This window comes from Microbacterium sp. Leaf436, assembly GCF_001424715.1.
Lineage (GTDB): Bacteria > Actinomycetota > Actinomycetes > Actinomycetales > Microbacteriaceae > Microbacterium.
In genome coordinates, this window is record NZ_LMRB01000003.1 from 181,468 (window position 1) to 207,891 (window position 26,424).

A 26,424-nucleotide genomic window follows, 5' to 3' on the forward strand; every position below is an offset into this window, starting at 1 on the left:
GGCGTGGCAGGGTCGGCACGCGCAATAGACTTCAGCAATGCCCGCACCGCAGAATCCGAACAACGGCGAGTTCGACATCAAGCCCCGCAGTCGCGTCGTCACCGACGGCATCGAAGCCACCACGTCGCGCGGAATGCTCCGCGCGGTCGGCATGGGTGACGAGGACTGGGACAAGCCCCAGATCGGCATCGCGTCGAGCTGGAACGAGATCACGCCCTGCAACCTCAGCCTCGACCGCCTCGCTCAGGGCGCGAAAGAGGGGGTGCACTCCGGCGGCGGATACCCGCTGCAGTTCGGCACCATCTCCGTCTCCGACGGCATCTCGATGGGCCACGAGGGCATGCACTTCTCGCTCGTCTCGCGCGAGGTCATCGCCGACAGCGTCGAGACCGTCATGATGGCCGAGCGCCTCGACGGGTCGGTCCTTCTCGCCGGTTGCGACAAGTCGATCCCGGGAATGCTCATGGCATCCGCCCGTCTCGACCTCTCGAGCGTCTTCCTGTACGCCGGCTCCATCGCCCCCGGCTGGGTCAAGCTCAGCGACGGCACCGAGAAGGACGTCACGATCATCGACTCCTTCGAGGCCGTCGGTGCGTGCCTCGCGGGCAAGATGAGCGAAGCCGACCTCAAGCGCATCGAGTGCGCGATCGCCCCGGGCGAGGGCGCGTGCGGCGGCATGTACACCGCCAACACCATGGCCTCCGTCGCCGAGGCCCTGGGCCTCAGCCTCCCCGGCTCCGCCGCACCGCCGTCGGCCGACCGTCGCCGCGACTACTTCGCCCACCGTTCGGGCGAGGCCGTGGTCAACCTGCTGCGCCAGGGCATCACCACGCGCGACATCCTCACCAAAGAGGCGTTCGAGAACGCCATCGCCCTCGCCATGGCGCTCGGCGGTTCCACCAACGTCGTCCTGCACCTGCTCGCGATCGCCAACGAGGCCGAGGTCGACCTCGACCTGCACGACTTCAACCGCATCGGCGACAAGACGCCGCACGTCGCCGACATGAAGCCGTTCGGCCAGTACGTCATGAACGACGTCGACCGCCACGGCGGCATCCCGGTCATCATGAAGGCCATGCTCGACGAGGGCCTCCTGCACGGCGACGCGCTCACCGTCACGGGCAAGACGCTCGCCGAGAACCTCGCCGACCTCGACCCCGACCCCGTCGACGGCAAGGTCATCCACTCGTTCGACAACCCGATCCACGCCACCGGCGGCATCACGATCCTGCACGGGTCGATGGCGCCCCAGGGTGCGGTCGTGAAGTCGGCCGGCTTCGACGGCAACGTCTTCGAGGGCCCCGCGCGCGTGTTCGAACGCGAGCGCGCCGCCATGGACGCCCTCGAGGCGGGGCAGATCGCCGCCGGCGACGTCGTCGTCATCCGTTACGAGGGCCCCAAGGGCGGCCCCGGTATGCGCGAGATGCTCGCCATCACCGCCGCCATCAAGGGCGCGGGTCTCGGAAAAGATGTACTACTCTTGACGGACGGTCGATTCTCAGGCGGCACAACCGGACTCTGCATCGGCCACATAGCTCCCGAAGCGGTGGACGCAGGTCCTATCGCCTTCGTGCGCGATGGTGATCTGATACGGGTCGATATCGCCGCTCGCACCCTCGACTTGATCGTCGATGAGGCCGAGCTGAGTTCCCGCCGTGAGGGCTGGGAACCGCTCCCCCCGCGCTATACCCGTGGCGTTCTGGCCAAGTACTCCAAGCTCGTGCACTCCGCCGCGGAGGGCGCGGTCACGGGCTGACGGCCGTCCCCTTCTCACCTTCTCTGGTTCTCGAGGTACCACCATGTCCGTCGATTCCACCACGGCCATTCCCCGGCCGCCCGCACGCACCGCACCGGCACCCGTGCTCACGGGTGCGCAGGCGGTCGTCCGATCGCTCGATCTTCTCGGGGTGACCGACGTGTTCGGTCTTCCGGGCGGGGCGATCATGCCCGTCTACGACCCCCTCATGGACGACGAGAACGTCCGCCACATCCTCGTGCGCCACGAGCAGGGCGCCGGCCACGCGGCCGAGGGCTACGCGGCCGCATCGGGTCGCGTCGGCGTGGCGATCGCCACGTCGGGCCCCGGTGCGACCAACCTCGTCACCGCCATCGCCGATGCCTACATGGACTCGGTCCCGCTGGTGTGCATCACCGGTCAGGTGTTCTCGACCCTCATGGGCACCGACGCCTTCCAAGAGGCCGACATCGTCGGCATCACCATGCCGATCACGAAGCACTCCTTCTTGGTCAAGGCCGCCGACGAGATCCCCGGTGCCATCGCCGCGGCCTTCGAGATCGCCTCGACCGGCCGCCCCGGCCCCGTGCTCGTGGACATCACGAAGGACGCGCAGCAGGCCGAGGCGCCCTTCGTCTGGCCGCCCAAGATCGACCTGCCCGGCTACCGCCCGGTGACCAAGGCGCACGGCAAGCAGATCCAGGCCGCGGCGCAGCTGCTGGCCACCGCCAAGAAGCCCGTGCTGTACGTGGGCGGCGGCGCGATCCGTTCGAACGCCTCGGCCGAGCTCAAGGTGCTCGCCGAAGCGACGGGCGCCCCCGTGGTGACGACGCTCATGGCGCGCGGCGCGTTCCCCGACTCGCACGACCAGCACCTCGGCATGCCGGGCATGCACGGCACGGTGCCCGCCGTGCTCGCGCTGCAAGAGAGCGACCTCATCGTCTCGCTCGGCGCGCGCTTCGACGACCGCGTCACGGGCAAGGCGGCGCTGTTCGCCCCCCACGCCCAGGTGGTGCACGTCGACATCGACCCCGCCGAGATCTCGAAGATCCGATTCGCAGACGTGCCGATCGTGGGCGACCTGCGCGAGGTTCTCATCGACCTCGAGGCCGCCTTCCGCGCCGCAGACGCGGAGCAGCCGCACGACTACACCGAGTGGTGGACGTACCTGAACGGACTCCGCGAGGAGTTCCCGCTCGGATACGCCAAGACCACCGACGGTCTGCTGTCGCCGCAGCAGGTGATCCAGCGCATCGGTGAGATGACCGGACCCGAGGGCGTGTACGCCTCGGGCGTCGGACAGCACCAGATGTGGGCCGCGCAGTTCATCAAGTACGAGCGTCCCAACGCGTGGCTCAACTCCGGCGGTGCCGGCACGATGGGCTACGCCGTTCCCGCGGCCATGGGCGCCAAGGTGGCCCAGCCCGAGCGCGCGGTGTGGGCGATCGACGGCGACGGATGCTTCCAGATGACCAACCAGGAGCTCGCGACCTGCGTCATCAACGACATCCCGATCAAGGTCGCGATCATCAACAACTCCTCGCTCGGCATGGTGCGCCAGTGGCAGACGCTGTTCTTCGACGGACGCCACTCCAACACCGACCTCAACACCGGGCACGGCACGCGCCGCATCCCCGACTTCGTGAAGCTGGCCGAGGCGTACGGCTGCCTCGGCATCCGGGTCGAGAGCGAAGACGAGATCGACGCCGCCATCCAGCTCGCGCTCGACACGAACGATCGCCCCGTGGTGATCGACTTCGTCGTGAGTGCCGATGCCATGGTGTGGCCGATGGTGCCGCAGGGCGTCAGCAACAGCTACGTCCAGTACGCCCGCGACCACTCGCCCACGTTCAGCGAGCAGGAGGACTGACATGTCGAGGCACGTGCTGAGCCTCCTGGTGGAGGACAAACCGGGTCTGCTGACCCGCGTCGCCGGGCTCTTCGCCCGTCGCGGCTTCAACATCGAATCCCTCGCCGTGGGCGTGACCGAGGTGCCGGGCCTGTCCCGCATCACCGTCGTCGTCGACGTCGAGGGGCTGCCGCTCGAGCAGGTGACGAAGCAGCTGAACAAGCTGATCAACGTCATCAAGATCGTCGAGCTCGACCCCGCGGCATCCGTGCAGCGCGAGCACGTGCTCGTGAAGGTGCGCGCCGACAACTCGACGCGGGCCAACGTGCTCGAGGTCGTGAACCTCTTCCGCGCCTCGGTCGTCGACTACGCGTCCGACGCCATCGTGATCGAGATCACCGGCGACAAGGGCAAGGTCGAAGCGTTCTTGAAGGCCATCGAGCCCTTCGGCGTGAAGGAGCTCGCACAGTCCGGGCTGCTCGCGGTCGGTCGCGGCGGCAAGAGCATCACCGAGCGCGTCCTGCGCGGCTGAGCTTTTTCACTTCCATTCACCAGCGGCCCCGGAGCGGGCCACGATTCAAGGAGAAACATCCTCATGGCAGAGATCTTCTACGACGACGACGCCGACCTCGCGATCATCCAGGGCAAGAAGGTCGCCATCGTCGGCTACGGCTCGCAGGGCCACGCGCACGCGCAGAACCTCCGCGACTCGGGCGTCGAGGTCACCATCGCCCTCAAGGACGGCTCCAAGTCGGCCGCCAAGGCGCAGGAAGACGGCTTCGAGGTCAAGAACGTCGCCGACGCGGCCGAGTGGGCCGACCTCATCATGATCCTGGCGCCCGACCAGCACCAGCGCTCGATCTTCGCGGACTCCATCAAGGACAAGCTGACCGCGGGCAAGACCCTCGCCTTCGCGCACGGCTTCAACATCCGCTTCGGCTACATCGACGCCCCCGAGGGCGTCGACGTCATCCTCGTCGCCCCCAAGGCCCCCGGCCACACCGTGCGTCGCGAGTACGTCGCGGGTCGCGGCATCCCCGACATCATCGCCGTCGAGAGCGACGCCTCGGGCTCGGCCTGGGACACCGCCCTCTCGTACGCGAAGGCCATCGGCGGCACGCGTGCCGGCGTCATCAAGACCACCTTCACCGAAGAGACCGAGACCGACCTGTTCGGTGAGCAGGCCGTGCTCTGCGGTGGCATGAGCCACCTCGTGCAGGCGGGCTTCGAGACCCTCGTCGAGGCCGGCTACCAGCCGCAGATCGCGTACTTCGAGGTGCTGCACGAGCTCAAGCTCATCGTCGACCTCATGTGGGAGGGCGGCATCGCCAAGCAGCGCTGGTCGATCTCCGACACCGCCGAGTACGGCGACTACGTCTCGGGCCCCCGCGTCATCTCGTCCGACGTGAAGAAGAGCATGCAGGGTGTGCTCGCCGACATCCAGTCGGGCGCGTTCGCCGAGCGCTTCATCGCCGACCAGGACAACGGCGCCCCCGAGTTCCTCGAGCTCCGCGAGAAGGAGCAGGGTCACCCGATCGAGGCCACCGGCAAGGAGCTGCGCGGTCTGTTCGCGTGGAAGCAGCAGGACAGCGACTACGTCGAGGGCTCGGCCGCGCGCTGAGTCCGTCCACTCGAACGCCCCGGAACCTCGCGGTTCCGGGGCGTTCGGTGTTTCCCGAGGGGGCGACGGTCATCGGATGCCGCGTGCTCGGCCGTCGCACGAGTTCCCCGTCCGGCGGGGCGCGGGCGGCGGGCGGGGGAGCGGCACTAGCGTGGACGCGTGAGTACTCCGCGCGATGACGACGCCCTCTCGTGGGGCGGTGACGACGATCCGACGCTCGACGTCGGAGACAAGCGCGCCCCCGAGCATCCGAGCGGTACCGGGCCCGACCCGCTCGTGCCCGAGCCGCGGCCCGAACCCCTCGTGCCCGAGCCGGTCCACCGTCCCGAGGCGGAGGCGCCCGCCGTTGACGCCCCGGTGCTCGAGACCGCCGCGGACGCGCCGGTCGAACCGGCTCCCGACGACACCCCGGCCGCGCGGAGCGCGGCGCCCCTCGGCAACGCGGGCCTCGTCGGCATCGGCATGGTGGCCGCGACCTTCCTGCTCTTCGCCGTCGGCTGGTTGCTCGCCGGTCGGCAGCTGCAGGGACTCGGCATCCCGATCCCCGAGGTCACCGTCGTCGCGATGACGATCGGCGCCACTCTCGCCCCGATCGTGTGGTTCGTCGCCGTGCTCGTGCTGACGCGCGGGTGGCGCACCTGGCAGCGGTTCCTGCTGCTGATCCTGGGCATCGTCCTGCTCGTTCCCTGGCCGTTCCTGTCGATGGGATCCCTCGCATGAGTGCGCCCGCCCGCCCGCGTCACCTGCCCACCGGCCTCGTCGTGACCATCGCCGGTCTGTTCGGCCTCTTCTACGCCTACGTCGTGTGGAGCGCTGTTGCGCTGCTGATCCTCCAGGCCACCGGCCCGCTCGGCCTGAACGGCCTCGGGTGGGTCGTGTACATCCTCCCCATCGTGTTCCCCCTGATCGCGTTCGGCGCCGCGTTCGCGATCGGCCAGCGGCGCAAGGCGGGGGAGTTCGCCATCGTCCTCCTCGCGGGTCTGACGCTGTCGGCTGCGTTCTGGCTGGCCATCGTCGGGTACGGGACGACCTCGTACGGGCTCTACGGCGGGTGATCCGAGGCGCCGACGTGCCGGCGCGGCTCGGCGCTTCCACATCCGCGTCGGGCTTTCGGCATCCGGAACTCTCCGTCACACGGTCGGGGGCGTCCTCGGCTCCGCGCTAGGCTGGCAGACGGCCCGCACGCTTCGCGCTTCCGGTTCGCGCCGGACAGGCACAGGGGTGCGCGCCGGTCCCCACGCACCGTTTCGAAGGACGCATCCGTGACGAAGCCCGTCGTGCTCATCGCCGAAGAACTCTCTCCCGCCACGATCGACGCGCTCGGCCCCGACTTCGACGTGCGCAACGTCGATGGGACCGACCGCCCCGCGCTGCTCTCGGCTCTCGCCGATGCGCACGCGGTGCTCGTGCGCTCGGCCACCAAGATCGACGCCGAGGCCCTGGCCGCGGCGCCCTCGCTGAAGGTCGTCGCCCGCGCCGGTGTCGGTCTCGACAACGTCGACATCAAGTCGGCCACCGCGGCCGGCGTCATGGTGGTCAACGCGCCGACGTCGAACATCATCTCGGCCGCCGAACTCACCGTCGGCCACGTGCTGAGCCTCGCGCGCCACATTCCGGCGGCGCACGCCTCGCTCGCGCAGGGCCTGTGGAAGCGCAGCTCGTTCACCGGCACCGAGCTGTTCGAGAAGACCATCGGCATCATCGGTCTGGGTCGCATCGGCGCCCTGATCGCCGCCCGCCTGCAGGGCTTCGACATGCGGGTCATCGCCTACGACCCCTACGTCACCGCCACCCGCGCCCAGCAGCTGGGTGTGCAGCTGGTCTCGCTCGACGAACTGCTCGAGCAGAGCGACTTCGTCACCATCCACATGCCGAAGACGCCCGAGACGACCGGCATGATCGGCGCCGAGCAGCTCCGCCGCATGAAGACGTCGGCCTTCGTCATCAACGTCGCCCGCGGTGGCCTCATCGACGAGAACGCGCTGTACGAGGCCCTCACCACGGGCGAGATCGCCGGTGCCGGACTCGACGTGTTCTCGACCGAACCCCCCGCAGAAGACGGGCCGGCGCGTCGCCTGCTCGACCTGCCGAACGTCGTCGTCACCCCGCACCTCGGTGCGAGCACCGACGAGGCGCAAGAGAAGGCCGGCGTCTCGGTCGCCCGCTCGGTGAAGCTCGCCCTCGAGGGCGACCTGGTGCCGGATGCCGTGAACGTCGCCGGTGGAGCGATCGATCCGTTCGTGCGCCCCGGTATCGCGCTCGTCGAGATGCTCGGTCAGTTCTTCAGCGGCCTGGCCGACAGCGCCCTGACCAGCCTCGACATCGAGGTACGCGGCGAGCTGGCGCAGTACGACGTGAGCGTGTACCGCCTCGCCGCCCTCAAGGGGATCTTCAGCCAGATCGTCAGCGAGACCGTCTCGTACGTCAACGCCCCGCTCTTCGCCGAGCAGCGCGGCGTCGAGGCGCGATTGGTCGTCGAGGCCGAGAGCCCGCTGTACCGCAACATCACCATCCTGCGGGGAACGCTGTCCGACGGCTCGACGCTGACCGTGGCGGGTACCCTCGCCGGCACGCGCATGGTGCCCAAGGTCGTCTCGATCAACGGCTACGACATCGAGGTGCCGATCGAGCAGCACCACCTCGTCATGCGGTACGCCGACCGCCCCGGCATCGTCGCGATCTACGGCCAGAAGCTGGGCGAAGCGGGCATCAACATCGCCGGGCTCCAGGTCGCGCGGCCCGACGCCACTGGACGCGCCCTCTCGGTGCTCACCGTCGACTCGCCCGTTCCCGACGACATTCTCGGCGCTATGCGCGAGGCCGTGAACGCCGACCTGTTCCGCCAGATCGAGATCGTCGAGGGCTGAGACCCGCACGGCATCGGGGGAGGGGGTCGCGGGTGCGGCCCCCTTCTTCGTTCCCGGGGTTCGCGCGCCGGGTGGGTACCCCGGTGGCGTGCGGGGCTGGTTCCGCCCGGCGTGCGCGGGGTTCGTTTCACACGGCGCGTGCGCAGGTTCCGCGATGTGCACGAACTCAGGGGCATCCGCCCCGGATCGACGGAGTTCGAGCGAATCGCGGAGGTCGCGCGCGGGCCCCCGAAGGACTCAGGTGGTCGCTGAGACCACGGCCTCGATCAGCTTGTCGAGGTCGGCGCCCTCGAGCGCGGGGCCGGGGACGGCGTTGAGGTCGAGTACGGCGTTGAAGTACAGCCCGTCGCTTACCAGCAGCACCATCTGCAGGGCGGTCTCGTCGCGCGTGTGCGCGCGCAGGCTCTCTTCCCACAGCTCGCGCACGCGGCGGAGAGACGCGGATGCCGTGTCGTTGCCGTTCTGCGCCAGTCTCGACACCGCGAGGATCGTGACGTCCAGTGCCGAGCCGGTGTTCTGCGAGGAGCGCAGATGCGCGGCGACGACGCCCTCGGTGGAGTTCTCGATCTCGGCGACGTCTTCGCGGGCGAGGTGCTCGAGGCGCTCGACCAGGGCGGCCTCGAGGGCGCTCTTGGAGTTGAAGTGGTAAAGAAGGCCGCCTTTCGACACCCCCGCGGCGCGGGCCGTCGCATCCATGGTCGCCGCGCGTTCACCGTCGTCGACCAGGATGCGGGTGAACGCATCGAGGACGGCGTCGCGGGCGAGTGGGGGGCGGCTCATGGCTCCTCGATCGTACTGGCGGATGGGGCTGACACTCTGTTACTATACCGGCTGGACGGTTTAGAAACGGAATCCGAAAATGCTCACCTCGTCGTTGCCCACCCATGAGATCACCGTGACCCGCGCGGGGTGGCGGGGATGGTTCGCGCTGGCGGTGCTCATGCTGCCCGTGCTGCTCGTCTCGGTCGACAACACGGTGCTGAGCTTCGCGCTGCCCGAGATCTCGCTGGCGCTGCAGCCGTCGAGCATCGAGCAGCTGTGGATCATCGACGTCTACCCGCTCGTGCTGGCCGGGCTGCTCGTCACCATGGGCACCCTCGGCGATCGCTTCGGTCGCCGCCGCATGCTCCTCATCGGGGCCATCGGCTTCGCCGCCGTGTCCGCGCTGTCGGCGTTCGCGCCCACCGCGGCCCTGCTGATCACCGGTCGCGCCCTCATGGGCGTCTTCGGTGCCATGCTCATGCCGTCGACGTTGTCGCTGCTGCGCACCATCTTCCGCGACCGCGATCAGCGCCGCATCGCCATCGCCGTCTGGGCCTCCGGCTTCTCGGCCGGTGCCGCTCTGGGCCCGATCGTCGGCGGCTTCCTGCTCGAGCACTTCTCGTGGGGCTCGGTGTTCCTCATGGCCGTACCCGTGCTGGTGCCGCTGCTGATCCTCGCCCCCTTCTTCGTCCCCGAGAGCCGCGACCCCGCCCCGGGTCGTTTCGACCCCCTCAGCGTGCTGCTCTCCCTCGCCACCATGGTGCCGATCGTCTACGGCATCAAGAAGCTGGCCGTCGAGGGACCGATCTCGCTCGCACCCGTGCTCTTCGTCGTGGGCGTCGCCTTCGGCTGGCTCTTCGTCCGTCGTCAGCGTCGCCTCCCCTCGCCCATGCTCGACATGACCCTCTTCCGCCAGGGCACCTTCTCGGGCGCCATCCTGGTCAACCTGCTCAGCGTGGTCGGCCTGGTCGGCTTCCTCTACTTCGTGGCTCAGCACCTTCAGCTGGTGGTCGGGCTGTCGCCGATGGTCGCGGGCTTCGCGCTGCTTCCCGGACTCGTGTTGATGATCATCTCGGGTCTGGCCGTCGTGGCCGTGGCGAAGCGTTTCTCGCCCCGCATCGTCGTGCCCGTCGCGCTGTCGTTCTCGGTGGTGGCGTACGTGATGGTCGCGATCTCCACGGCCGACCTCGCCCTGCTGATCATCGCCTTCGCGCTGCTGGGCATCGGCATCGGCGCCGCCGAGACCGTGTCGAACGAGCTCATCCTCTCCAGCGCGCCGTCCGCGAAGGCGGGCGCGGCCAGCGCGGTCTCCGAGACCGCGTACGAGGTGGGTGCCGTGCTCGGCACGGCGGTGCTCGGTGGCATCCTCGCCGCGTTCTATCGGGCGCAGCTCGTGCTGCCGGCGGGGCTGCCCGAAGAAGCAGCGCACGCCGCGCGCGAGACTCTGGCGGGAGCCGTGGCGGTGTCGAACACGCTCTCCGACCCCTCTCTCGCCGAGTCGCTGCGTCTCGCGGCGGCGCACGCCTTCGACTCGGGTGTCGTGATCACCGCGCTCATCGGTGCGGGGCTGATCGTCGTCGCCGCCGTGATCGCTGCCACTACCCTGGGAGGATCCCGCAGCACGTCGAAGAAGTGACGTGCCCCGAGCTCTGAGGAGAGCGATGTCGCGTGTCGTGAAGCTGGCCGTCATTCCCGGTGATGGCATCGGTCCCGAGGTGGTCGCCGAGGCCGTCAAGGTCCTCGACGCCGTCACCGCCGCATCCGACGTCACGTTCGAGAAGACCCCGTTCTCGCTCGGCGCGGGTCGCTACCTCGAGACCGGCGACACGCTCACCGACGACGACCTCGCCGCCATCGCCGCACACGACGCGATCCTGCTCGGCGCGGTCGGGGGAGTGCCCGGCGACCCGCGCCTGAAGAACGCGAACATCGAACGCGGGCTGCTGCTGAAGCTGCGTTTCGCTCTCGACCACTACGTCAACCTGCGTCCGTCGAAGCTGTACCCCGGAGCTTCCGGCCCGCTCGCCGATCCGGGCGAGATCGATTTCGTCGTCGTGCGCGAGGGCACCGAGGGGCCCTACGTGGGCAACGGCGGCTCCATCCGACAGGGCACCCCGCACGAGATCGCGAACGAGACCTCGGTCAACACGGCCTTCGGTATCGAGCGCGTCGTCCGCTACGCCTTCGCCCTCGCCGAACGTCGCCGCCAGACGCTCACCCTCGTGCACAAGACCAACGTGCTCGTGCACGCGGGCGGCATGTGGAAGCGCATCGTCGACGCGGTGGCATCCGAGTTCCCGGGGGTCGCCGTAGACTACCTGCACGTCGACGCGGCAACCATCTTCCTGGTCACGAACCCGGGCCGCTTCGATGTGATCGTCACCGACAACCTCTTCGGAGACATCCTGACCGACCTGGCCGGCGCCGTCACCGGTGGCATCGGCCTCGCCGCATCGGGCAACATCAACCCCGACGGCGCGTTCCCCTCGATGTTCGAGCCCGTCCACGGATCGGCGCCCGACATCGCGGGCACCCAGAAGGCCGATCCCACGGCCGCGATCCTCTCCGTCGCCCTGCTGCTCGACCACCTCGGGCTCACCGACGAATCCGCCCGCATCACCCGCGCGGTCGAGAGCGACATCGCGAGCCGCGCCGGCGCCCGCACCACCGCCCAGATCGGCGACGCCATCGCCGCCGGCGTCCAGGCGTAACCTGGACGGATCGGCCCGCATCGCCTCCGCGCAATCGACAGATTTTGGATCACTGATGACGACCATCGACACCGACCCCGACACCGGACTCGACCCGCTCGAGTTCTCGGTCACCCGTAACCTCGCGGCCAAGAACGCGGCCGATCGCGACGCGATCCTGGCCGCTCCCGGCTTCGGGCAGAGCTTCACCGACCACATGGTCGACATCTGCTGGTCGGTCCGCGGCGGATGGCACCGCCCGCGCGTCTCGCCGTACGGCCCGATCTCGCTCGACCCGGCCGCGGCCGTCCTGCACTACGGCCAAGAGATCTTCGAGGGCATCAAGGCCTACCGCCACGCCGACGGATCGGTGCACACGTTCCGTCCCGACCAGAACGGTCGCCGTCTGCAGCGCTCCGCGCGGCGCCTGGCGCTGCCCGAGCTGCCCGTGCCCTACTTCCTGCAGTCGCTGCGCGAGCTCATCGCCGTCGACGGCGCCTGGGTGCCCTCCGGCGAAGACCAGAGCCTGTACCTGCGCCCGTTCATGTTCGCGAAAGAGGCGTTCCTGGGCGTGCGGCCCGCGCACAAGGTCGCCTACTACCTCATCGCGAGCCCGGCCGGCGCCTACTTCAAGGGCGGCGTGAAGCCGGTCTCGATCTGGCTCAGTGAGGATTACTCCCGCGCCGGTAAGGGCGGCACGGGAGCGGCGAAGACCGGCGGCAACTACGCCGCGAGCCTGCTGCCGCAGTCCGAGGCCTACGAGAACGAGTGCGACCAGGTCGTCTTCCTCGACCAGGACCGCAACGTCGAAGAACTCGGCGGCATGAACGTGGTGTTCGTCTACAAAGACGGCACGATCGTCACCCCGCAGTCCGACTCGATCCTCGAGGGCATCACGCGCGACTCGCTGCTGCAGCTGGCCCGCGACCGCGGTCACCACGTCGTGGGGCGCAACGTCTCGCTCGACGAATGGCGCCAGGGGGTGGCATCCGGAGACATCGTCGAGGTGTTCGCCTGCGGCACCGCCGCCGTCGTCACCCCGATCGGTCTGCTCAAGGGCCGCGACTTCATCGATGAGCAGCCCACGGGCACCCTGGCTCTCGAGCTGCGCCAGGAGCTCACCGACATCCAGTACGGTCGCGCCGAAGACAAGCACGGCTGGCTCTACCGCCTCGACGCCTGAATCGAGGCGACGGACGGAGGGACTCCCGGGCGACCGGGGGTCCCTCCGTTTTTCATCGAGGGCGGCCGCGCCCGTGCCCGATGAACGCGTTCCCTCCCGAGACACTCCGCGCCGCGGCGTGTGTCGCGAGGATCGGCGTTTATCGCGTCGGAGCGGCGCGCGCGGCTGGGCCCGTTCTCGCACCGGTTCACGGCGGGCCGGGAGAGAGGGCTCGCGTGGGGGCGGGCCGCTCATCGGGCCGGCGGCGGGACGGGCGTGTCGGAGCCCGCCGATAGGCTGGAGCGGTGAAGATCGCTCGATTCAGCTACCAGGAGTCCATCCGCTACGGCATCGTCGACGACGGTGAACTCGTGGTGCTCGCCGGCGACCCGATGTTCGCCGGGTTCGAGACGACGGGGGAGCGCGTTCCGCTGGGTGAGGTCGCCCTGCTCGCGCCGGTCATCCCGCGCTCGAAGGTCGTCTGCATCGGCAAGAACTACCACGATCACGCGGCCGAGATGGGCGGGGAAGCCCCCGCCGAGCCGCTGATGTTCCTCAAGCCGAACACCTCGGTCATCGGGACGGGCGACGTGATCGTGCGCCCCACGAGCCTGACCTCGCACACCGACTACGAGGGCGAACTCGCCGTCGTCATCGGCCGCATCGCCAAGAACGTCCCCGCCGAGCGGGCGAGCGAGTACATCTTCGGTTACACCGTCGCCAACGACGTCACGGCGCGCGACCTGCAGCGTTCCGACGGGCAGTGGTCGCGGGCGAAGGGCTTCGACACGTTCTGCCCCGTCGGTCCCGTCATCGAGACCGACCTCGATCTCGACGCCGCCGCGATCACCACGCGCGTCAACGGCGAGGTGCGTCAGCAGGGGCCGGTCTCCGACATGATCCACGGCATCGGTGCACTCGTCGCGTACGCCTCGGCGGTGTTCACCCTGCTCCCGGGAGACCTGATCCTCACCGGCACCCCGGCGGGCGTCGGTCCCTTCGATGCCGGCGACACGATCGAGATCGAGGTCAGCGGCATCGGGGTGCTGCGCAACACCGCGCGCGATGCCTGACCTCGCCGCGCCGACGGGTATCGACCTCGCCGCCGCTCAGCGCCGCACGGTGCGGGTGCTGGCGGCGGGACAGGTGCTCACCGGCGTGGCATTCGGCGCGACGCTGTCGCTCGGCGCTCTTCTGGCCGCCGACCTCTCAGGGCAGGAGGCGCTGTCGGGCTTCGCCACGGCGGCGGTCACGCTCGGTGCGGCGTTGACGGCGATCCCGCTCGCGCGCCTGGCGGGGCGCCGCGGTCGGCGGGTCGCCCTCACCACGGGAAACGTCGCGGCCCTGATCGGAATCGTCCTCGTCATCGCGGCGGCGGGTCTTCGGCTCTTCCCCCTGCTGCTCGTGGGGATCGCGCTCATCGGTGCCGGCAACGCCGCGACCCTGCAGTCGCGCTTCGCCGCCACCGACCTCTCGAGCACCGCCCGCCGCGGCCGCGATCTGGCGACGGTGGTGTGGGCGACCACCGTCGGCGGGGTCGTGGGGCCCCTGCTCCTCGCGCCGGGGGAGCTGATCGGGGCGAGCGTCGGCATGCCGCGCCTGACCGGCGCCTACCTCTTCTCGTTCGCCGCCCAGGTCTGCGCGTTCGCGCTGTACGTGCTGGTCCTGCGTCCCGACCCGCTGCTGCTCGCCCAACGTCTCGACCGCGAGAAGACGGCATCCGCCTCCGCGCCCGCTCCGCAGGCCGATCACCCCGGCCTCGCCCGCTTCGCCATGCTGGCCGTCGCCGCCTCGCACGTGACGATGGCGTCGGTGATGGCGATGACGCCGGTGCATCTGTCGCACATCGTGGCTCCGGATGCCGTGACCCTCGCCGTCGGTGTCACGATCGCCGCGCACGTGTTCGGCATGTACGGGCTGTCGCCGGTGTTCGGCGCCCTCGCCGATCGGTTCGGCCGCATCCGCGTCATCGTGCTCGGGCAGGTGCTGCTGGCGGCTTCGCTCGCCGTCGCCGCCACGCTGCCGGATTCGCAGGCGGGGGTGTTGGTCGCGCTCGTGCTGCTGGGGCTGGGCTGGAGCGCGGCAACAGTGTCGGGCGCGGCGCTGCTCACCGAGGCGACCCCGCTCGCGCTCCGTCCGCGCCGACAGGGCCGCAGTGACACCCTCATGACCGCGTGCGCGGCGGTGGGATCGGTGCTCGCCGGCCTGATCCTCGGGGCGGTGGGCTACGACGGCCTGGCGCTCTGGGCTCTGGTCCCGGTGTCGACGGTCTGCCTGAGCGCGATCCTGCTGCGCCGGACCCGCACCCCCGCGTGAGCCGCGAGAATCTGTCGCTTCGGAGACCCCCGAAGCGACGATCTCTGGCGACTCCCGCGCGACGCGCGGGAGCGCCGGGGCGCCGGGGCGCGGTCAGATCGCGTAGACCAGGCCGTCGAACGGGGACAGGTCGGAGTCATTGCGCACGCCGAGGGCGTGCAGGGCGCGGTCGACGTCGAGCTCGTCGTTGAACACGTGGAACGCCACCCGGGCGCGGCCCGCGCGTCCCGACGCCGTGATGCCGTGGGCGGTGAGCTGGGCGAGGGCTTCGCCCGTGGCATCCGGCCACGTCACGATCGCCGAGGGGCGGGCGGGGTGAGCCAGGCCGAGACCGTCGCGGAAGCGCGCCGCGAGCCCGGTGGCGTGGGCGTAGATGGCGGTGATGTCGGCGTCGGCGAAGAGAGCGAGAGCGGGAGCTGCACCGACGAACGCCTGCCAGGCGGGTGACACGTCGAAGCGTCGGGCGTCGGAAGCCAGCGTGCCGCCGGTGCCGTAGCACGATGACCACGGGTCGTCGCCCGAGTACCAGCCGGCCTGCACCGGACGGATCTCGCGCGCGAAGTCGGGATCGATCGTGAGGAACGCCACTCCGCGGGGGCAGCACAGCCACTTGTAGGTGTGGCACACCGTCGCGTCGAACATCGTCGCGTCGATCGGAAGCCACCCCGCGGCCTGAGTGAGGTCGCAGAGGGTGCGGGCGCCCGCTCGCGCCGCGGCGGCGGCGACGCCGGCGGCATCCGCCACCTCGCCCGTCGCCGACTGCACCAGCGAGAACGCCACGAGCCACGTGTCGGGCGAGACCGCATCGGCGAGTTCGTGCAGGGGAGCGGTGCGCAGGCGGATGCCGCGTCCCGCGTGGACGAAGGGCGCCACGAGCGACGAGAAGTCGCCCTCGGCGCAGAGCACCTCGGCACCGTCGGGCACCGACGCGGCGATGAGCGAGACCAGCACCGAGGTCTGCGAGCCGATGGCCACGTCGCCGACGGGCGCGCACACCAAGCGGGCGAACGACGATCGGGCCTGCTCGACGGCCAGCGACGCCGCGACGACGTCGGGACGACCGGATGCCGCGGACTCGAGGTCGGCGCGGACGGCGGCGACCGTCGCTCGCGGCGGGAGGCCGAGGGTGCAGGCGGCGAGGTAGTCGCGGCCACCGGCGAAGTGCGAGGTGAGGCTGCTCATGTGTTCCAGGTTCCCGCCGAACGGGTTATTGCACCAGGGCAGGTGTTGCATGAGAAGCATCAAGAATGCTTATGTATGGGGATGAGCGAGACAGACGACGTCCTCGATGCGAACGCCCTCCGCGTCGTCAAGGCGATCGCCGACACGGGGTCCATCACCGCCGCCGCCCGCGCGCTCGGTTACAGCCAGCCCGCCGTGAGCCAGCAGCTGCGTCGGCTCGAGCGGCGCGCCGGGTTGCCGATCGTCGAGCGGGTCGGACGCGGCATCCGGCTCACCGAGGCCGGCCTGGTGCTCGCGCGGCACGCCGCCACCGTCACCACCGCGCTCGACGCGGCCGCCGGCGACCTCGCCGAGCTGCGGGGGCTCCGCGCGGGGCGCGTGCGCATCGCGGCGTTCCCCTCTGCCTCGTCGACGGTCGTGCCGCGCGTGATCGCCGCGGTCACCGCCCGGCGTCCGGGAGTCTCGATCAGCTTCATCGAGGCCGAGCCGCCCGAAGCCATCTCCGCCGTGCGCGAGAACCGCGCCGACATCGCCCTGACCTACAGCTACCCGGGTGATCGGCGCGAACACCTGGAGTCCGCGGCATCCGGACTCTCGGCGCGGGTGATCGGCGACGACGACACCGTCGTGGTCGTGCCCATCGGGCACCCCGCCGCCGCCCACGACCCGATCGATCTGTCGCGGCTCGCGGGGGAGCGCTGGATCGCGGGCTGCCCGCAGTGCCGCGGACACCTGCTCGAGGCCTGCGGGCGGGCCGGATTCACGCCGGACATCGCGTTCGAGACCGACAACTTCATCGCGGTCGAAGCCCTCGTCGCCCAGGGGGTCGGCATGGCGATCCTGCCGCGCATGGCCGTGGTGTCATTGCCCCTGCTCGCCGGAATCGCCGCTCCCCGTCTGCCGGCCGCCGAGGCGCGCACCCTGCACGTGGTCACCGCGCGGGGAGCGGAGCACGTTCCCGCCGTGGGGGCGGCTCTCGAGGTGATGACCGACGTGCTCGCCGATCACCTCCGTCTCTCGGGAACCGGCACCGCCCGCCGGTAGGATCGAGGCGATGTCTGCCACGCCTGATCCCCGCACCACGACCGCCTCCGGCGCCGACGTTCGCGTCCGCTTCTGCCCGTCTCCGACGGGTCTGCCGCACGTAGGTCTCATCCGCACCGTCCTGTTCAACTGGGCCTACGCCCGGCACAACGGCGGCAAACTCGTCTTCCGCATCGAAGACACCGACGCCGCGCGCGACAGCGAGGAGAGCTACCAGCAGCTGCTCGAGGCGCTGCGGTGGATGAACATCGACTGGGACGAGGGCGTCGAGGTGGGCGGCCCCCACGCGCCGTACCGGCAGTCCCAGCGTCACGACATCTACCGTGAGGTGCTCGACAAGCTCATCGCGGCCGGGGCCGTCTACGAGAGCTACTCCACCGCCGACGAGATCGACGCGCGCAACGCGGCCAACGGTCGGGCGAAGCAGCTCGGCTACGACAACTACGACCGCGACCTCACCGACGAGCAGAAGGCCGCCTTCCGCGCTGAGGGGCGCGAGCCCGCGTGGCGCGTGCGCGTGCCCGACGAGGACCTCACCTACGTCGACCTCATCCGCGGCGAGGTGACGTTCCCGGCCGGATCGTTCCCCGACTTCGTGGTCGTCCGCGCCGGCGGCATCCCGCTGTACACGTTCGTGAACCCCGTCGACGACGCCCTCATGGGCATCACCCACGTCATCCGCGGCGAGGACCTCATGCCCTCCACCGCTCGCCAGCTCGCGCTCTACCGCGCGCTGCTCGACGCCGGCGTCACCGACTACGTTCCGCGCTTCGGACACATGCCGCTCGTGCTGGGAGAGACCGGCAACAAGAAGCTCTCCAAGCGCGACCCGCAGGCCGACCTGTTCCTGCAGCGCGAGAAGGGCTTCATCCACGAGGGCCTGCTCAACTACCTGTCGCTGCTCGGATGGTCGCTCGCGAGCGACCGCGACGTGTTCTCGCTCGACGAGATGATCGCCGCGTTCGACATCGCCGACGTCAACCCCAACCCGGCGCGCTTCGACCAGAAGAAGGCCGAGGCGATCAACGGCGACCACATCCGCCTGCTGGATGCCGATGACTTCGCGTCGCGGATCGTCCCCTACCTCGCGGGTGCAGGTCTCATCGCGGAGCAGCCGAGCGAGGAGCACCGCGCGATCATCGCGTCGGCAGCTCCCCTCGTGCAGGAGCGCGTGCAGCTGCTCGGTGAGGTGCCGGGCATGCTCGGGTTCTTGTTCGTCTCCGACGTGGAGTACGCCGAGGACGCCCTGAAGGGCCTTCCGGCCAACGCGGGCGAGGTGCTGGTCGCCTCGGTCGCCGCCCTCGAGCTCGTTCCCGAGTCCGCCTTCACCACCGAGGCGGTGCAGGCGGCGTTGTCGAGCGCTCTGGTCGACGAGCTGGGGCTCAAGCCCCGCATCGCCTACGGCCCCCCGCGCGTCGCCCTCACGGGCCGCCGGGTGTCGCCGCCGCTGTTCGAGTCGATGGAACTGCTCGGCAAGGCCGACACCCTCCGCCGCCTCGGCGCCCTGGTGCAGCACCTGGGCTGAGCGGAGCGGCCCGCGCGACGCGCGCGGGCCGGCCCCGTTTTGGCACTCGGGCCGACGTCGCGTAAGCTTGTCTCTCGGCACGAGTTACGGCTCACCGCCTTGGGGTATGGTGTAATTGGCAACACGGCGGTTTCTGGTTCCGTTGTTCTTGGTTCGAGTCCAGGTACCCCAGCAAGACGAAAAGCCCCGGTCATCGCTTATGTTGCGAGAAGCCGGGGCTTTTGCTTTCTTCCCGCCCCGACGTGATGCCGCACTCGCGAAGGGGCACGCCGCATGACCCGAACCACACCGCCACCCCCGCGGCCTCCGTCGGCGCAGCAGCGGCGCCGACGCAGAGAGCAGCTCGCGACGTGGATCACCCTGTCGGTGGTCGTCGTCATCTGCGCGGCCGTCGGCGTCGGCGCGTACGCGATGGCGAACTCCTGGTGGGTCGTCGAGGATCCCGCGCCGTCGGCCGACCAAGAGCTGTCGGACGGACAATCCCGATTCGACCGCGCCGGGACCGACTTCTTCAACCGGCAGCGCGCCGTCGTCATCGATCTGACGACCTCGGCGTCGGCCAGCGACCTGGGCCTCCCCGCCGACGCGGACACGCCGGTGGAGACCCTCGTGCCGCTCACGGTGACGGTGCGGGCCGACGGGGAGTCCCTGGATTTCTCGGGCGCGACGTGGTTCGCGCTCGCGACGCGCGGCGATCTCCTGTCGGCGGTGAGCGTGCAGCCGGCCTCGAGCACGACGTGGGTCAGCATCCGCGCCGACCTCGAGCAACGGGCGGAGCAGTGGGGATGGTCCGAGGCCGACGTCGCCACCCTCGCGCAACAGGTCGGCGACGCGGCCCGCGCCGAGGGCCAGGCGACCACGGCGAGCCTGCCGCCCACGCCCCTCGGCAGCATCACGGTCTCGGCCCACGTCGCGGTCGACGCCGACGGGCGACTCTCGTTGCAGTACGTCTTCGCCCGCTGATCGGGCGAGGGTCGCGTGCGGCGCGAGGAACGGCATCCGGTTTGGCGTGGGGGAGATCGGCGCCCGCCGGGCCGTGGTCGTCCGAGAGGCGATGCGCGACCGGTCGTGACGAGCGAGAATGGTGCCATGGGTCTTTTCGTGCAGCGTCCCGAAGAACCGAGCGAGTGGGCGGGCCTTCCCGGCGAGCCCCAGCGGCCGCGCAGTCGCGCCGAGGTCCTGCCCGACGACGCTCCACTCGACGTCGCGTCGCCCGCTCTGCTCGGGCTCGGTGAGACGTCGATCTCGTCGATCGAGATCCCGGTGACCGCCGTCGACGACAGCACGTCGCCGGAGGAGTAGGGGGCGCGTTCGTCGGGGGTGAGCATGGCTTCGCTACGATCCCCTCAGTGCCCGCGTCGACGGGCCGGAGCCGGAAGCAGGTCACCCGTGAAGCGTTGGTCCCTCGTCGTCGCTGTCGTCGCCCTCCCGCTGCTGGTCGCGGGATGCACTCCCTCCGCGTCGGGCGACACGCCGGTGACGGGCTCGAGCGCGAGTCCCGCGGCGTCCATCGGTTCGCAGGCGCTTCCGCCGACGGTCGTCTCGCCCGGAGAACTCGACACCCGCGACGCGACGGTCGTCGTGGCGACCGCCCTCGTGCTCGCGGTGCCCGACGGCACCGAAGCCGAGTGGAGCGGGACGACGGCGGATCCCACGATCGCGGAGTTCTCGGCCGGCGGAGCGTCGGAGGGCGCCGTCTTCCGTCCGGGGTTCGAGGCGCGCAAGGTGGGCACCACGACCGCGACGCTCACCGGCCCCGACGGCCAGCAGATCGCGTTCACGATCTCGGTCGTCGCTCCCTGACGGGGAAGCACGCGCGAGGACTCCGTCCGGGTGCGTGCCTCCCCGCGGGGTCCTCAGCGGGTGTTCGTGAGCCGCGCGGCCATTCCCTCGAGCAGAAGGTCGATGCTCATCTGCAGCTGCGTGTCGTCGAAATCGACGAGGTCGGCTCGAGCGAAGCGTCGAAGGGCCGGGAGGTGTGCGCTCTCCGCCTCGTCGAGTGCGAGACGCAGTTCCGGAACCTGCGGGTGCCCCGACGGCTGCTGCGCGATGAGTTGCTCGCGTGCCAGAGCGCCGGCCATGGTGGTGAGCGCCGCCAGACTACGGGCGGCGGTCTCGTCATCGAAACCGGCCTCCGTCATGATGCGCAGGGTGCGATCGACGGGCTCGAGGAGCGCGACGTTGGCAGCCGTGAGGCGCACGTACACGCCGAGACCCCTGGCGGCGAGGACGGCACCGTGCATCGACAGCGCCAGGAGTCGACACGCTTGCCGCCAATCGGCATCCGGGGGAAGAGCAAGGGTGCCGAAGTTCCCGGTGAACGCCTCGAAGGCCACAGCCTGTCGAAGGGCGCCCACGTCGCTGACGTGATGATGCACCGCCGCGCGGTCGACGCCGAGTCGGTCGGCGACGGCCTTGACGGTGATCGTCTCGGCGTCCAGGTCTCGCGCCGCCTCGACGATCCGGGCCGCGGTGAGTCCGGCGCGGGTGCCGCGCCCGCGCCGAGGCCCGTCCGGGGTCGTCTCGTCGTCGGTCACCCGTCCATCCTAGGCGTCGACGATTGTATTCACGGGCGTGAATACCTACTCTGAGCATGGTCGTCTCACTGAGGGACGCCGCCTCAACAGAAGGAGAACGCAATGGCCGGGACATCGGGACACGTGACCGCCGACAGCACCATCGGCTCATGGTTGGAGCATCCCGTCGGCGGCCCGCTGATCCGCGGACTCCTACGGGAGTCCGGAGTGGGCGATGACGTCCTGGGTCCCGTCCGGGAACTCCCGCTGCAGCAGCTCGTGACGATGAGTCAGGGCAAGATGCCGCAATCCGTGGTCGACGATCTGGTCTTGCGCGCGAACGACGGGGTCGTTCCGCCGTCGGGGGACTCGGCGGGATGGGTGGAGAAGATCACGCCGGGTCGATTCGCGGGGAAGACGGTCGTCGTCACCGGTGCCGCCGGCGGGATCGGTCGTGCGACGGCCGTGCGCATCGCGCGAGAGGGTGGTCGGGTCGTGGCGGTCGACATCAGCCGCGACCGGCTCGCCGAGACCGCGGCCGCCGCCGAGGGCGCCGAGATGGTCGTCGTCGTGGGAGACATCACGCGGCAGCAGGACATCGACGAGATCGTCGCAGCCGCCGGGGACCGCATCGACGGCCTGGCGAACGTCGCCGGCATCAACGACGACTTCTCGCCTCTGCATGAAACCAGTGACGAGATGTGGGATCGAGTGATCGGTATCAATCTCACCGGGGGCTTCAAGCTGTCGCGCGCCGTCGTTCCGCTCATGCTCGCGGCGGGGTCCGGGGCGATCGTGAACGTCACTTCCGAGGCGGGGCTGCGAGGCAACGCCTCCGGGAACGCGTACACGGTGTCCAAGCACGGCGTGATCGGTCTGACGCGGAGCGCCGCGTTCATGTACGGGCCGCAGGGGCTGCGCGTCAACGCGGTCGCACCGGGCGGCGTCGCCACCGGCATCCCGATGTCCGCCCACCCCTCTGTGGCGGGATCCGCCCGCCTGGCGCCGTTCCAGCAGGCGATCCCGACGATCGCCACCGCCGAGAAGCTCGCCGCGTCCATCACGTTCCTGCTCAGCGACGACGCGGTGAACATCAACGGGGCGATCCTGCCCTCCGACGGCGGGTGGTCGGTGCAGTAGTCGCCCGTGTCGAGGGGACGGGTGCCGGGGAGTGCGCAGGCCCGTCTCCTCGACACCCGGCTCGGGCGGCCCCGCGACGTTCCTCGCGTCGGTACGGACCTGGATGCCGCGGAGTATTGCTGTGTGTTGTTTCGTGTTGTATCGTGTGGGAATCTTCGAAGGAGATCCCGTGTACGCAATGGAGCGCCAGCAGCTCATCGAGCGCGAACTGCGCGAGGTCGGACGCGTCAGCGTCATCGACCTGGCCCGCCGCTTCGACGTGACGACCGAGACCGTGCGTCGCGACCTCGACCGCCTCGAGGGCACCGGATCTCTGCGCCGCGTGCACGGTGGGGCGGTCGGTGTCGACCGGGCCAGCACGGCGGAATCCTCGCTCACCGAGCGGCGTGAGCGCCGCGGTGACGCCAAGCGCGCGATCGCCGCCGAGGCGGCCGGCCTTCTCGGAGCGGACTTCCGCGGGTCGATCTTCCTCGACGGCGGAACGACGCCCGCCGCCGTGGCCGCGATGCTCCCCGCCGCGCTCGACGCCGGCTCCGGGGTCGAGGTCGTCACGCATTCGCTCGAGGCGGCGCACCTGCTCGCTGGCGAGGAGCGTCTCTCGCTCACCACCATCGGCGGACGGGTACGCGGGGTGACCGCCGCGGCCGTCGGTGCGCACACCGTTCGCACCATCGGCCAGCTGCGCCCCGACATCGCCTTCGTCGGCACGAACGGTCTGAGCGCCGGCTTCGGGCTCAGCACGCCCGATCCCGACGAGGCCGCCGTCAAGACCGCCATCATCCAGTCGGCCCGTCGTGTCGTACTCGTCGCCGACGCGGCCAAGTTCGGAGAGGAACTGCTCGTGCGTTTCGCCCGACTCGACGAGATCGACGTGCTCGTCACCGACGCGGCCCCGCCCGCCCCGCTCGCGGAGGCCCTGGCCGACGCCGACGTCGAGGTGCGTGTCGCATGATCGTCACCCTGACCGCCAACCCTTCGGCCGACCGCGCCGTGGTGCTCTCCGACGCCCTCGCCCCCGGTGAGGTACAGCGCGCGCTGTCGTCCCGCGAAGACGCGGGCGGCAAGGGCGTCAACGTCGCCCGCGTGGTCACGGCGGCCGGAGCCCCCGCGCGCGCCGTCGTCCCCGTCAACGCGCACGACCCGTACCGGATGCTGCTCGAAGACACCGCCATCGCCCTCGACCTGGTCGAGGTCGCGGGGCGCGCCCGGGCCAACCTCACCATCACCGACCCGGCGGGCGAGACCACCAAGCTCAACCTGCCGGGTGCCGAGCTGTCCGGCGCCGAAGCCGAGGCTCTGGTCGCCGGCGTCGTCGCCGCGGCCGAGGGCGCCACGTGGCTCGTGCTCGCCGGATCGCTGCCGCCGGGCGTTCCCGCCTCGTTCTACGCCGATCTCATCACGGCGGTCCGCGTGCGCTGGGGCGCCGCCGCTCCGCGCGTGGCGGTCGACGCCTCGGGGCCGGCGCTGGCCGCGGTGGTCGCCACCGCCCGTCCCGATCTCATCAAGCCCAACCACGAAGAGCTCGCCGAGCTCGTCGGTGACGACGCCGCCGGCGACGCCGATGTGCTCACCGAAGCGACCCGCCGTGCACGCACGCTCGTGCCCGAGCGGGTGGCATCCGCCCTCGTGACCCTCGGGGCCGACGGTGCCCTGCTGTTCACGGCCGACGGCGCGTGGCGCGGTCGCGCCCCCCGAATCCAGGTCGCCAGCACGGTCGGCGCGGGCGACAGCTCGCTCGCCGGCTACCTGCTGGCCGACCTCGAGGGAGCCTCGGCTCCCGACCGTCTCGCGCGGAGCATCTCGTACGGCGCCGCCGCCGCGACCCTGCCGGGGACTCAGGCCCCGACACCGGCCGATCTGCCCGCGGGCACGATCGCCGTCTCCGACTTCTCCACCCACACCGCAACATCCTGACCACGGAGGTCACCAGACAATGTCCGACATCATCACCGCGGAGCTCGTCACCCTCGACGCGCCCCTGGGCACCGACAAGCAGTCGGTGATCCGTGCCCTGGCCGAGCGCGTCGTCGCGCAGGGTCGCGCGACCAGCGCCCAGGAACTCTTCGACGACGCCTGGGCCCGTGAGCAGAAGGACGAGACCGGCCTGCCCGGCGGCATCGGAATTCCGCACGCCCGCAGCGCCTCGGTCACCGAGCCGACCCTCGCGTTCGCGCGTCTGACGCCCGGGGTCGACTTCGGCGCCCCCGACGGCCCCGCCGACATCGTGTTCCTCATCGCCGCGCCCGCCGGTGCCGACGAGGCGCACCTGGCGGTGCTGTCGCAGCTCGCGCGGAGCCTCATGAACAACGACTTCATGTCGGGTCTGCGCGCCGCGCAGACGCCCGCCGACGCCGTGCGCATCATCACGGATGCCGTGACCCCGGCCCCCGCCGCTTCGGCCCCCGCCGCAGCACCTGCCGCCGCGGCGGCCCCCGCCGCCACGCGCGCCGAGACCCGTGCCGCGGGGCGCACGAAGAAGATCGTGGCGGTCACCGCGTGCGCCACCGGCATCGCCCACACCTTCATGGCCGCCGACGCGCTCACCGCCGCCGGCGCCGAGACCGAGGGCGTCGAGCTGATCGTGGAGCCGCAGGGCTCGAGCGGCTACAAGGCCCTGCCGCAGAGCGTCATCGACGACGCCGACGCCGTGATCTTCGCGGTCGACGTCGACGTGCGCGAACCCCAGCGCTTCGCGGGCAAGCCCGTCGTGCGCGCCGGCGTCAAGCGCGGCATCGAGCAGCCGAAGCAGCTCATCGCCGAAGCCCTCGCCGCCAGCGACAACCCGAACGCCGCGCGCGTGCAGGGCGGTGCCGCCGGTGCGGGTGCCGCCGAGGCCCCCATCGCCCAGCAGTCGGTCGGCCGCCGCATCCAGCGGTGGCTGCTGACCGGTGTCAGCTACATGATCCCGTTCGTCGCCGGTGGCGGTCTGCTGATCGCCCTCGGGTTCCTTCTCGGCGGGTACCAGGTCACGCAGAACGCGGCCAACGTCATCATCCAGAACTCGCTGTGGGATCTGCCGACCGAAGGCATCACGTCGTCGTTCGGCCCGCTGGGCCAGTACCTCGGCTCGGTCGCGTTCATGATCGGGTCGACCTCGATGGGCTTCATCGTGGCCGTGCTCGCGGGCTTCATCGCCTACGCGATCGCCGATCGCCCCGGCATCGCCCCGGGCTTCGTCGCCGGTGCCGTCGCCGTGCTCATGAACGCCGGCTTCATCGGCGGCATCATCGGTGGTCTGCTCGCCGGTTTCATCGCCTGGTGGCTCGGTCGCTTCGACGCCCCGCGGTGGCTGCGCGGCCTCATGCCGGTGGTAATCGTGCCCTTCCTCGGCTCGATCTTCGCCTCGGGGCTGATGATCCTCTTCCTCGGACGCCCGATCGCCTCGCTCATGGCCGCCCTCACCGAGGGCCTCACCGGCCTCGCGGGCAGCGGTGCCGGCGCGATCGTGCTGGGCGTGATCCTCGGCCTCATGATGTGCTTCGACCTCGGTGGCCCGGTCAACAAGGTCGCCTACGTCTTCGCCACCACGGGCCTCGCCGCCGCCACCCAGTCCAACACCACGCCGTACCTGATCATGGCCGCGGTCATGGCCGCGGGCATGGTGCCGCCGCTCGCGATGGCGCTGGCCTCGACCGTGCTCGCCCGCGGCCGGTTCACGCCGGTCGAGCGTGAGAACGGCGCCGCAGCGTGGCTGCTGGGTGCTTCGTTCATCTCCGAGGGCGCGATTCCGTTCGCCGCCGCCGACCCGCTGCGCGTCATCCCCGCCTCTATGGTGGGCGGTGCGATCACCGGTGGACTCAGCATGATCATCGGCGTGCAGTCGTTCGCCCCGCACGGCGGCGTGTTCGTGTTCTTCGCGATCAACCCCTTCTGGGGTTTCGCGCTCGCAATCGCGTTGGGTACGGTCGTGACGGCGCTGATCGTCGTCGCGCTCAAGCGCATCGGCGCTCAGAAGGACCCGTCCGTCGCCGAGACCGCTCCCGCGGCCACGGTCGCCGCGTAATACCCCCGTCGA

24 protein-coding genes and 1 tRNA gene are annotated in these 26,424 nt (G+C 70.5%); 22 read left to right on the forward strand and 3 right to left on the reverse strand.

Annotated features, from left to right (window positions below):
* The first annotated feature begins 37 nt into the window (after positions 1-37).
* From ilvD to serA, 7 genes are all read left to right on the forward strand, one after another.
* Positions 38-1,756: a dihydroxy-acid dehydratase gene (gene ilvD / locus ASG45_RS09765; protein WP_055836440.1), complete on the forward strand. Its 1,719-nt coding sequence runs from the start codon at positions 38-40 to the stop codon at positions 1,754-1,756.
* 43 nt (positions 1,757-1,799) lie between these two features.
* A complete protein-coding gene (locus ASG45_RS09770; RefSeq protein ID WP_055836442.1) occupies positions 1,800-3,605 on the forward strand; it encodes an acetolactate synthase large subunit in 1,806 nt (601 codons plus the stop codon).
* A gap of 1 nt (position 3,606) precedes the next feature.
* Positions 3,607-4,116, forward strand: coding sequence for an acetolactate synthase small subunit (gene ilvN / locus ASG45_RS09775; RefSeq protein ID WP_055836445.1), 510 nt, complete (start codon positions 3,607-3,609; stop codon positions 4,114-4,116).
* Positions 4,117-4,179: 63 nt separating this feature from the next.
* Positions 4,180-5,205, forward strand: coding sequence for a ketol-acid reductoisomerase (gene ilvC / locus ASG45_RS09780; RefSeq protein ID WP_055836447.1), 1,026 nt, complete (start codon positions 4,180-4,182; stop codon positions 5,203-5,205).
* 159 nt (positions 5,206-5,364) lie between these two features.
* Positions 5,365-5,925 carry a hypothetical protein gene (locus tag ASG45_RS09785; RefSeq protein WP_055836450.1) on the forward strand — a complete coding sequence of 187 codons (561 nt, stop codon included), beginning with the start codon at positions 5,365-5,367 and terminating at the stop codon, positions 5,923-5,925.
* Entirely contained in the window at positions 5,922-6,260 is a 339-nt protein-coding gene (locus tag ASG45_RS09790; RefSeq protein ID WP_055836453.1) for a hypothetical protein, read from the forward strand. Before ASG45_RS09785 ends, ASG45_RS09790 begins: the two co-directional genes overlap by 4 nt.
* Positions 6,261-6,467: 207 nt before the next feature.
* On the forward strand, positions 6,468-8,072 hold the full coding sequence (gene serA / locus ASG45_RS09795) for a phosphoglycerate dehydrogenase (RefSeq protein ID WP_055836456.1): 1,605 nt from the start codon (positions 6,468-6,470) through the stop codon (positions 8,070-8,072).
* 237 nt (positions 8,073-8,309) lie between these two features.
* Here the strand turns inward: serA and ASG45_RS09800 are convergent, their stop codons facing one another.
* Entirely contained in the window at positions 8,310-8,852 is a 543-nt protein-coding gene (locus ASG45_RS09800) for a TetR/AcrR family transcriptional regulator (RefSeq protein WP_055836461.1), read from the reverse strand.
* Positions 8,853-8,931: 79 nt separating this feature from the next.
* On the opposite strand from ASG45_RS09800, the gene ASG45_RS09805 reads away from it, so the two are divergent.
* The 5 genes from ASG45_RS09805 to ASG45_RS09825 all read left to right on the forward strand — a co-directional run bounded on the left by ASG45_RS09805 (position 8,932) and on the right by ASG45_RS09825 (position 15,002).
* Positions 8,932-10,470 (forward strand): MFS transporter, encoded by a 1,539-nt coding sequence (locus tag ASG45_RS09805; protein ID WP_055836464.1) that lies wholly within the window; start codon positions 8,932-8,934, stop codon positions 10,468-10,470.
* Between the two features lie 25 nt (positions 10,471-10,495).
* Positions 10,496-11,545 carry a 3-isopropylmalate dehydrogenase gene (locus ASG45_RS09810; protein ID WP_055836467.1) on the forward strand — a complete coding sequence of 350 codons (1,050 nt, stop codon included), beginning with the start codon at positions 10,496-10,498 and terminating at the stop codon, positions 11,543-11,545.
* Positions 11,546-11,600: 55 nt separating this feature from the next.
* On the forward strand, positions 11,601-12,707 hold the full coding sequence (locus ASG45_RS09815; protein WP_055836469.1) for a branched-chain amino acid aminotransferase: 1,107 nt from the start codon (positions 11,601-11,603) through the stop codon (positions 12,705-12,707).
* 284 nt (positions 12,708-12,991) lie between these two features.
* Positions 12,992-13,759, forward strand: a complete 768-nt coding sequence (locus ASG45_RS09820) for a fumarylacetoacetate hydrolase family protein (RefSeq protein ID WP_055836472.1) — start codon at positions 12,992-12,994, stop codon at positions 13,757-13,759.
* The gene (locus ASG45_RS09825) at positions 13,752-15,002 is read left to right on the forward strand and encodes an MFS transporter (RefSeq protein WP_055836475.1); all 1,251 of its coding nucleotides are present in this window, start codon (positions 13,752-13,754) and stop codon (positions 15,000-15,002) included. Before ASG45_RS09820 ends, ASG45_RS09825 begins: the two co-directional genes overlap by 8 nt.
* Before the next feature lie 93 nt (positions 15,003-15,095).
* Here the strand turns inward: ASG45_RS09825 and ASG45_RS09830 are convergent, their stop codons facing one another.
* The gene (locus ASG45_RS09830; RefSeq protein WP_055836478.1) at positions 15,096-16,184 is read right to left on the reverse strand and encodes an aminotransferase class V-fold PLP-dependent enzyme; all 1,089 of its coding nucleotides are present in this window, start codon (positions 16,182-16,184) and stop codon (positions 15,096-15,098) included.
* An 81-nt stretch (positions 16,185-16,265) separates the two neighbouring features.
* On the opposite strand from ASG45_RS09830, the gene ASG45_RS09835 reads away from it, so the two are divergent.
* The 6 genes from ASG45_RS09835 to ASG45_RS09860 all read left to right on the forward strand — a co-directional run bounded on the left by ASG45_RS09835 (position 16,266) and on the right by ASG45_RS09860 (position 20,556).
* Positions 16,266-17,228, forward strand: a complete 963-nt coding sequence (locus ASG45_RS09835) for a LysR family transcriptional regulator (protein WP_055836480.1) — start codon at positions 16,266-16,268, stop codon at positions 17,226-17,228.
* 10 nt (positions 17,229-17,238) lie between these two features.
* On the forward strand, positions 17,239-18,753 hold the full coding sequence (gene gltX, locus ASG45_RS09840; RefSeq protein WP_055836484.1) for a glutamate--tRNA ligase: 1,515 nt from the start codon (positions 17,239-17,241) through the stop codon (positions 18,751-18,753).
* A 100-nt stretch (positions 18,754-18,853) separates the two neighbouring features.
* Positions 18,854-18,925: transfer RNA gene (locus ASG45_RS09845), tRNA-Gln, on the forward strand.
* Between the two features lie 101 nt (positions 18,926-19,026).
* Positions 19,027-19,716, forward strand: a complete 690-nt coding sequence (locus ASG45_RS09850) for a hypothetical protein (protein WP_156459420.1) — start codon at positions 19,027-19,029, stop codon at positions 19,714-19,716.
* Positions 19,717-19,842: 126 nt separating this feature from the next.
* A complete protein-coding gene (locus ASG45_RS09855; RefSeq protein ID WP_055836492.1) occupies positions 19,843-20,055 on the forward strand; it encodes a hypothetical protein in 213 nt (70 codons plus the stop codon).
* Positions 20,056-20,142: 87 nt separating this feature from the next.
* Positions 20,143-20,556 carry a hypothetical protein gene (locus tag ASG45_RS09860; protein WP_055836494.1) on the forward strand — a complete coding sequence of 138 codons (414 nt, stop codon included), beginning with the start codon at positions 20,143-20,145 and terminating at the stop codon, positions 20,554-20,556.
* Between the two features lie 53 nt (positions 20,557-20,609).
* Here the strand turns inward: ASG45_RS09860 and ASG45_RS09865 are convergent, their stop codons facing one another.
* Positions 20,610-21,290, reverse strand: a complete 681-nt coding sequence (locus ASG45_RS09865) for a TetR/AcrR family transcriptional regulator C-terminal domain-containing protein (protein ID WP_055836496.1) — start codon at positions 21,288-21,290, stop codon at positions 20,610-20,612.
* Positions 21,291-21,392: 102 nt separating this feature from the next.
* Here ASG45_RS09865 and ASG45_RS09870 point away from each other — a divergent pair, with 102 nt between their 5' ends.
* From ASG45_RS09870 to ASG45_RS09885, 4 genes are all read left to right on the forward strand, one after another.
* Positions 21,393-22,409, forward strand: a complete 1,017-nt coding sequence (locus ASG45_RS09870; protein ID WP_055836498.1) for an SDR family NAD(P)-dependent oxidoreductase — start codon at positions 21,393-21,395, stop codon at positions 22,407-22,409.
* A 169-nt stretch (positions 22,410-22,578) separates the two neighbouring features.
* Complete coding sequence (locus tag ASG45_RS09875) at positions 22,579-23,361, forward strand: DeoR/GlpR family DNA-binding transcription regulator (RefSeq protein ID WP_055836503.1); 783 nt, start codon at positions 22,579-22,581, stop codon at positions 23,359-23,361.
* Positions 23,358-24,323, forward strand: a complete 966-nt coding sequence (locus tag ASG45_RS09880) for a 1-phosphofructokinase family hexose kinase (protein WP_055836508.1) — start codon at positions 23,358-23,360, stop codon at positions 24,321-24,323. Before ASG45_RS09875 ends, ASG45_RS09880 begins: the two co-directional genes overlap by 4 nt.
* Positions 24,324-24,342: 19 nt before the next feature.
* Positions 24,343-26,412, forward strand: coding sequence for a PTS fructose transporter subunit IIABC (locus tag ASG45_RS09885; protein ID WP_055836512.1), 2,070 nt, complete (start codon positions 24,343-24,345; stop codon positions 26,410-26,412).
* The last annotated feature ends 12 nt before the right edge of the window (positions 26,413-26,424 follow it).

What these genes read in the sequence shown, in the direction of transcription:
- ilvD (WP_055836440.1), top strand. Translation starts at nt 38, where the DNA reads ATGCCCGCACCGCAGAATCCGAACAACGGCGAGTTCGACATCAAGCCC.
- ASG45_RS09770 (WP_055836442.1), top strand. Translation starts at nt 1,800, where the DNA reads ATGTCCGTCGATTCCACCACGGCCATTCCCCGGCCGCCCGCACGCACC.
- ilvN (WP_055836445.1), top strand. Translation starts at nt 3,607, where the DNA reads ATGTCGAGGCACGTGCTGAGCCTCCTGGTGGAGGACAAACCGGGTCTG.
- ilvC (WP_055836447.1), top strand. Translation starts at nt 4,180, where the DNA reads ATGGCAGAGATCTTCTACGACGACGACGCCGACCTCGCGATCATCCAG.
- ASG45_RS09790 (WP_055836453.1), top strand. Translation starts at nt 5,922, where the DNA reads ATGAGTGCGCCCGCCCGCCCGCGTCACCTGCCCACCGGCCTCGTCGTG.
- ASG45_RS09800 (WP_055836461.1), bottom strand. Translation starts at nt 8,852, where the DNA reads ATGAGCCGCCCCCCACTCGCCCGCGACGCCGTCCTCGATGCGTTCACC.
- ASG45_RS09805 (WP_055836464.1), top strand. Translation starts at nt 8,932, where the DNA reads ATGCTCACCTCGTCGTTGCCCACCCATGAGATCACCGTGACCCGCGCG.
- ASG45_RS09810 (WP_055836467.1), top strand. Translation starts at nt 10,496, where the DNA reads ATGTCGCGTGTCGTGAAGCTGGCCGTCATTCCCGGTGATGGCATCGGT.
- ASG45_RS09815 (WP_055836469.1), top strand. Translation starts at nt 11,601, where the DNA reads ATGACGACCATCGACACCGACCCCGACACCGGACTCGACCCGCTCGAG.
- ASG45_RS09825 (WP_055836475.1), top strand. Translation starts at nt 13,752, where the DNA reads ATGCCTGACCTCGCCGCGCCGACGGGTATCGACCTCGCCGCCGCTCAG.
- ASG45_RS09830 (WP_055836478.1), bottom strand. Translation starts at nt 16,184, where the DNA reads ATGAGCAGCCTCACCTCGCACTTCGCCGGTGGCCGCGACTACCTCGCC.
- ASG45_RS09835 (WP_055836480.1), top strand. Translation starts at nt 16,266, where the DNA reads ATGAGCGAGACAGACGACGTCCTCGATGCGAACGCCCTCCGCGTCGTC.
- gltX (WP_055836484.1), top strand. Translation starts at nt 17,239, where the DNA reads ATGTCTGCCACGCCTGATCCCCGCACCACGACCGCCTCCGGCGCCGAC.
- ASG45_RS09850 (WP_156459420.1), top strand. Translation starts at nt 19,027, where the DNA reads ATGACCCGAACCACACCGCCACCCCCGCGGCCTCCGTCGGCGCAGCAG.
- ASG45_RS09855 (WP_055836492.1), top strand. Translation starts at nt 19,843, where the DNA reads ATGGGTCTTTTCGTGCAGCGTCCCGAAGAACCGAGCGAGTGGGCGGGC.
- ASG45_RS09870 (WP_055836498.1), top strand. Translation starts at nt 21,393, where the DNA reads ATGGCCGGGACATCGGGACACGTGACCGCCGACAGCACCATCGGCTCA.
- ASG45_RS09880 (WP_055836508.1), top strand. Translation starts at nt 23,358, where the DNA reads ATGATCGTCACCCTGACCGCCAACCCTTCGGCCGACCGCGCCGTGGTG.
- ASG45_RS09885 (WP_055836512.1), top strand. Translation starts at nt 24,343, where the DNA reads ATGTCCGACATCATCACCGCGGAGCTCGTCACCCTCGACGCGCCCCTG.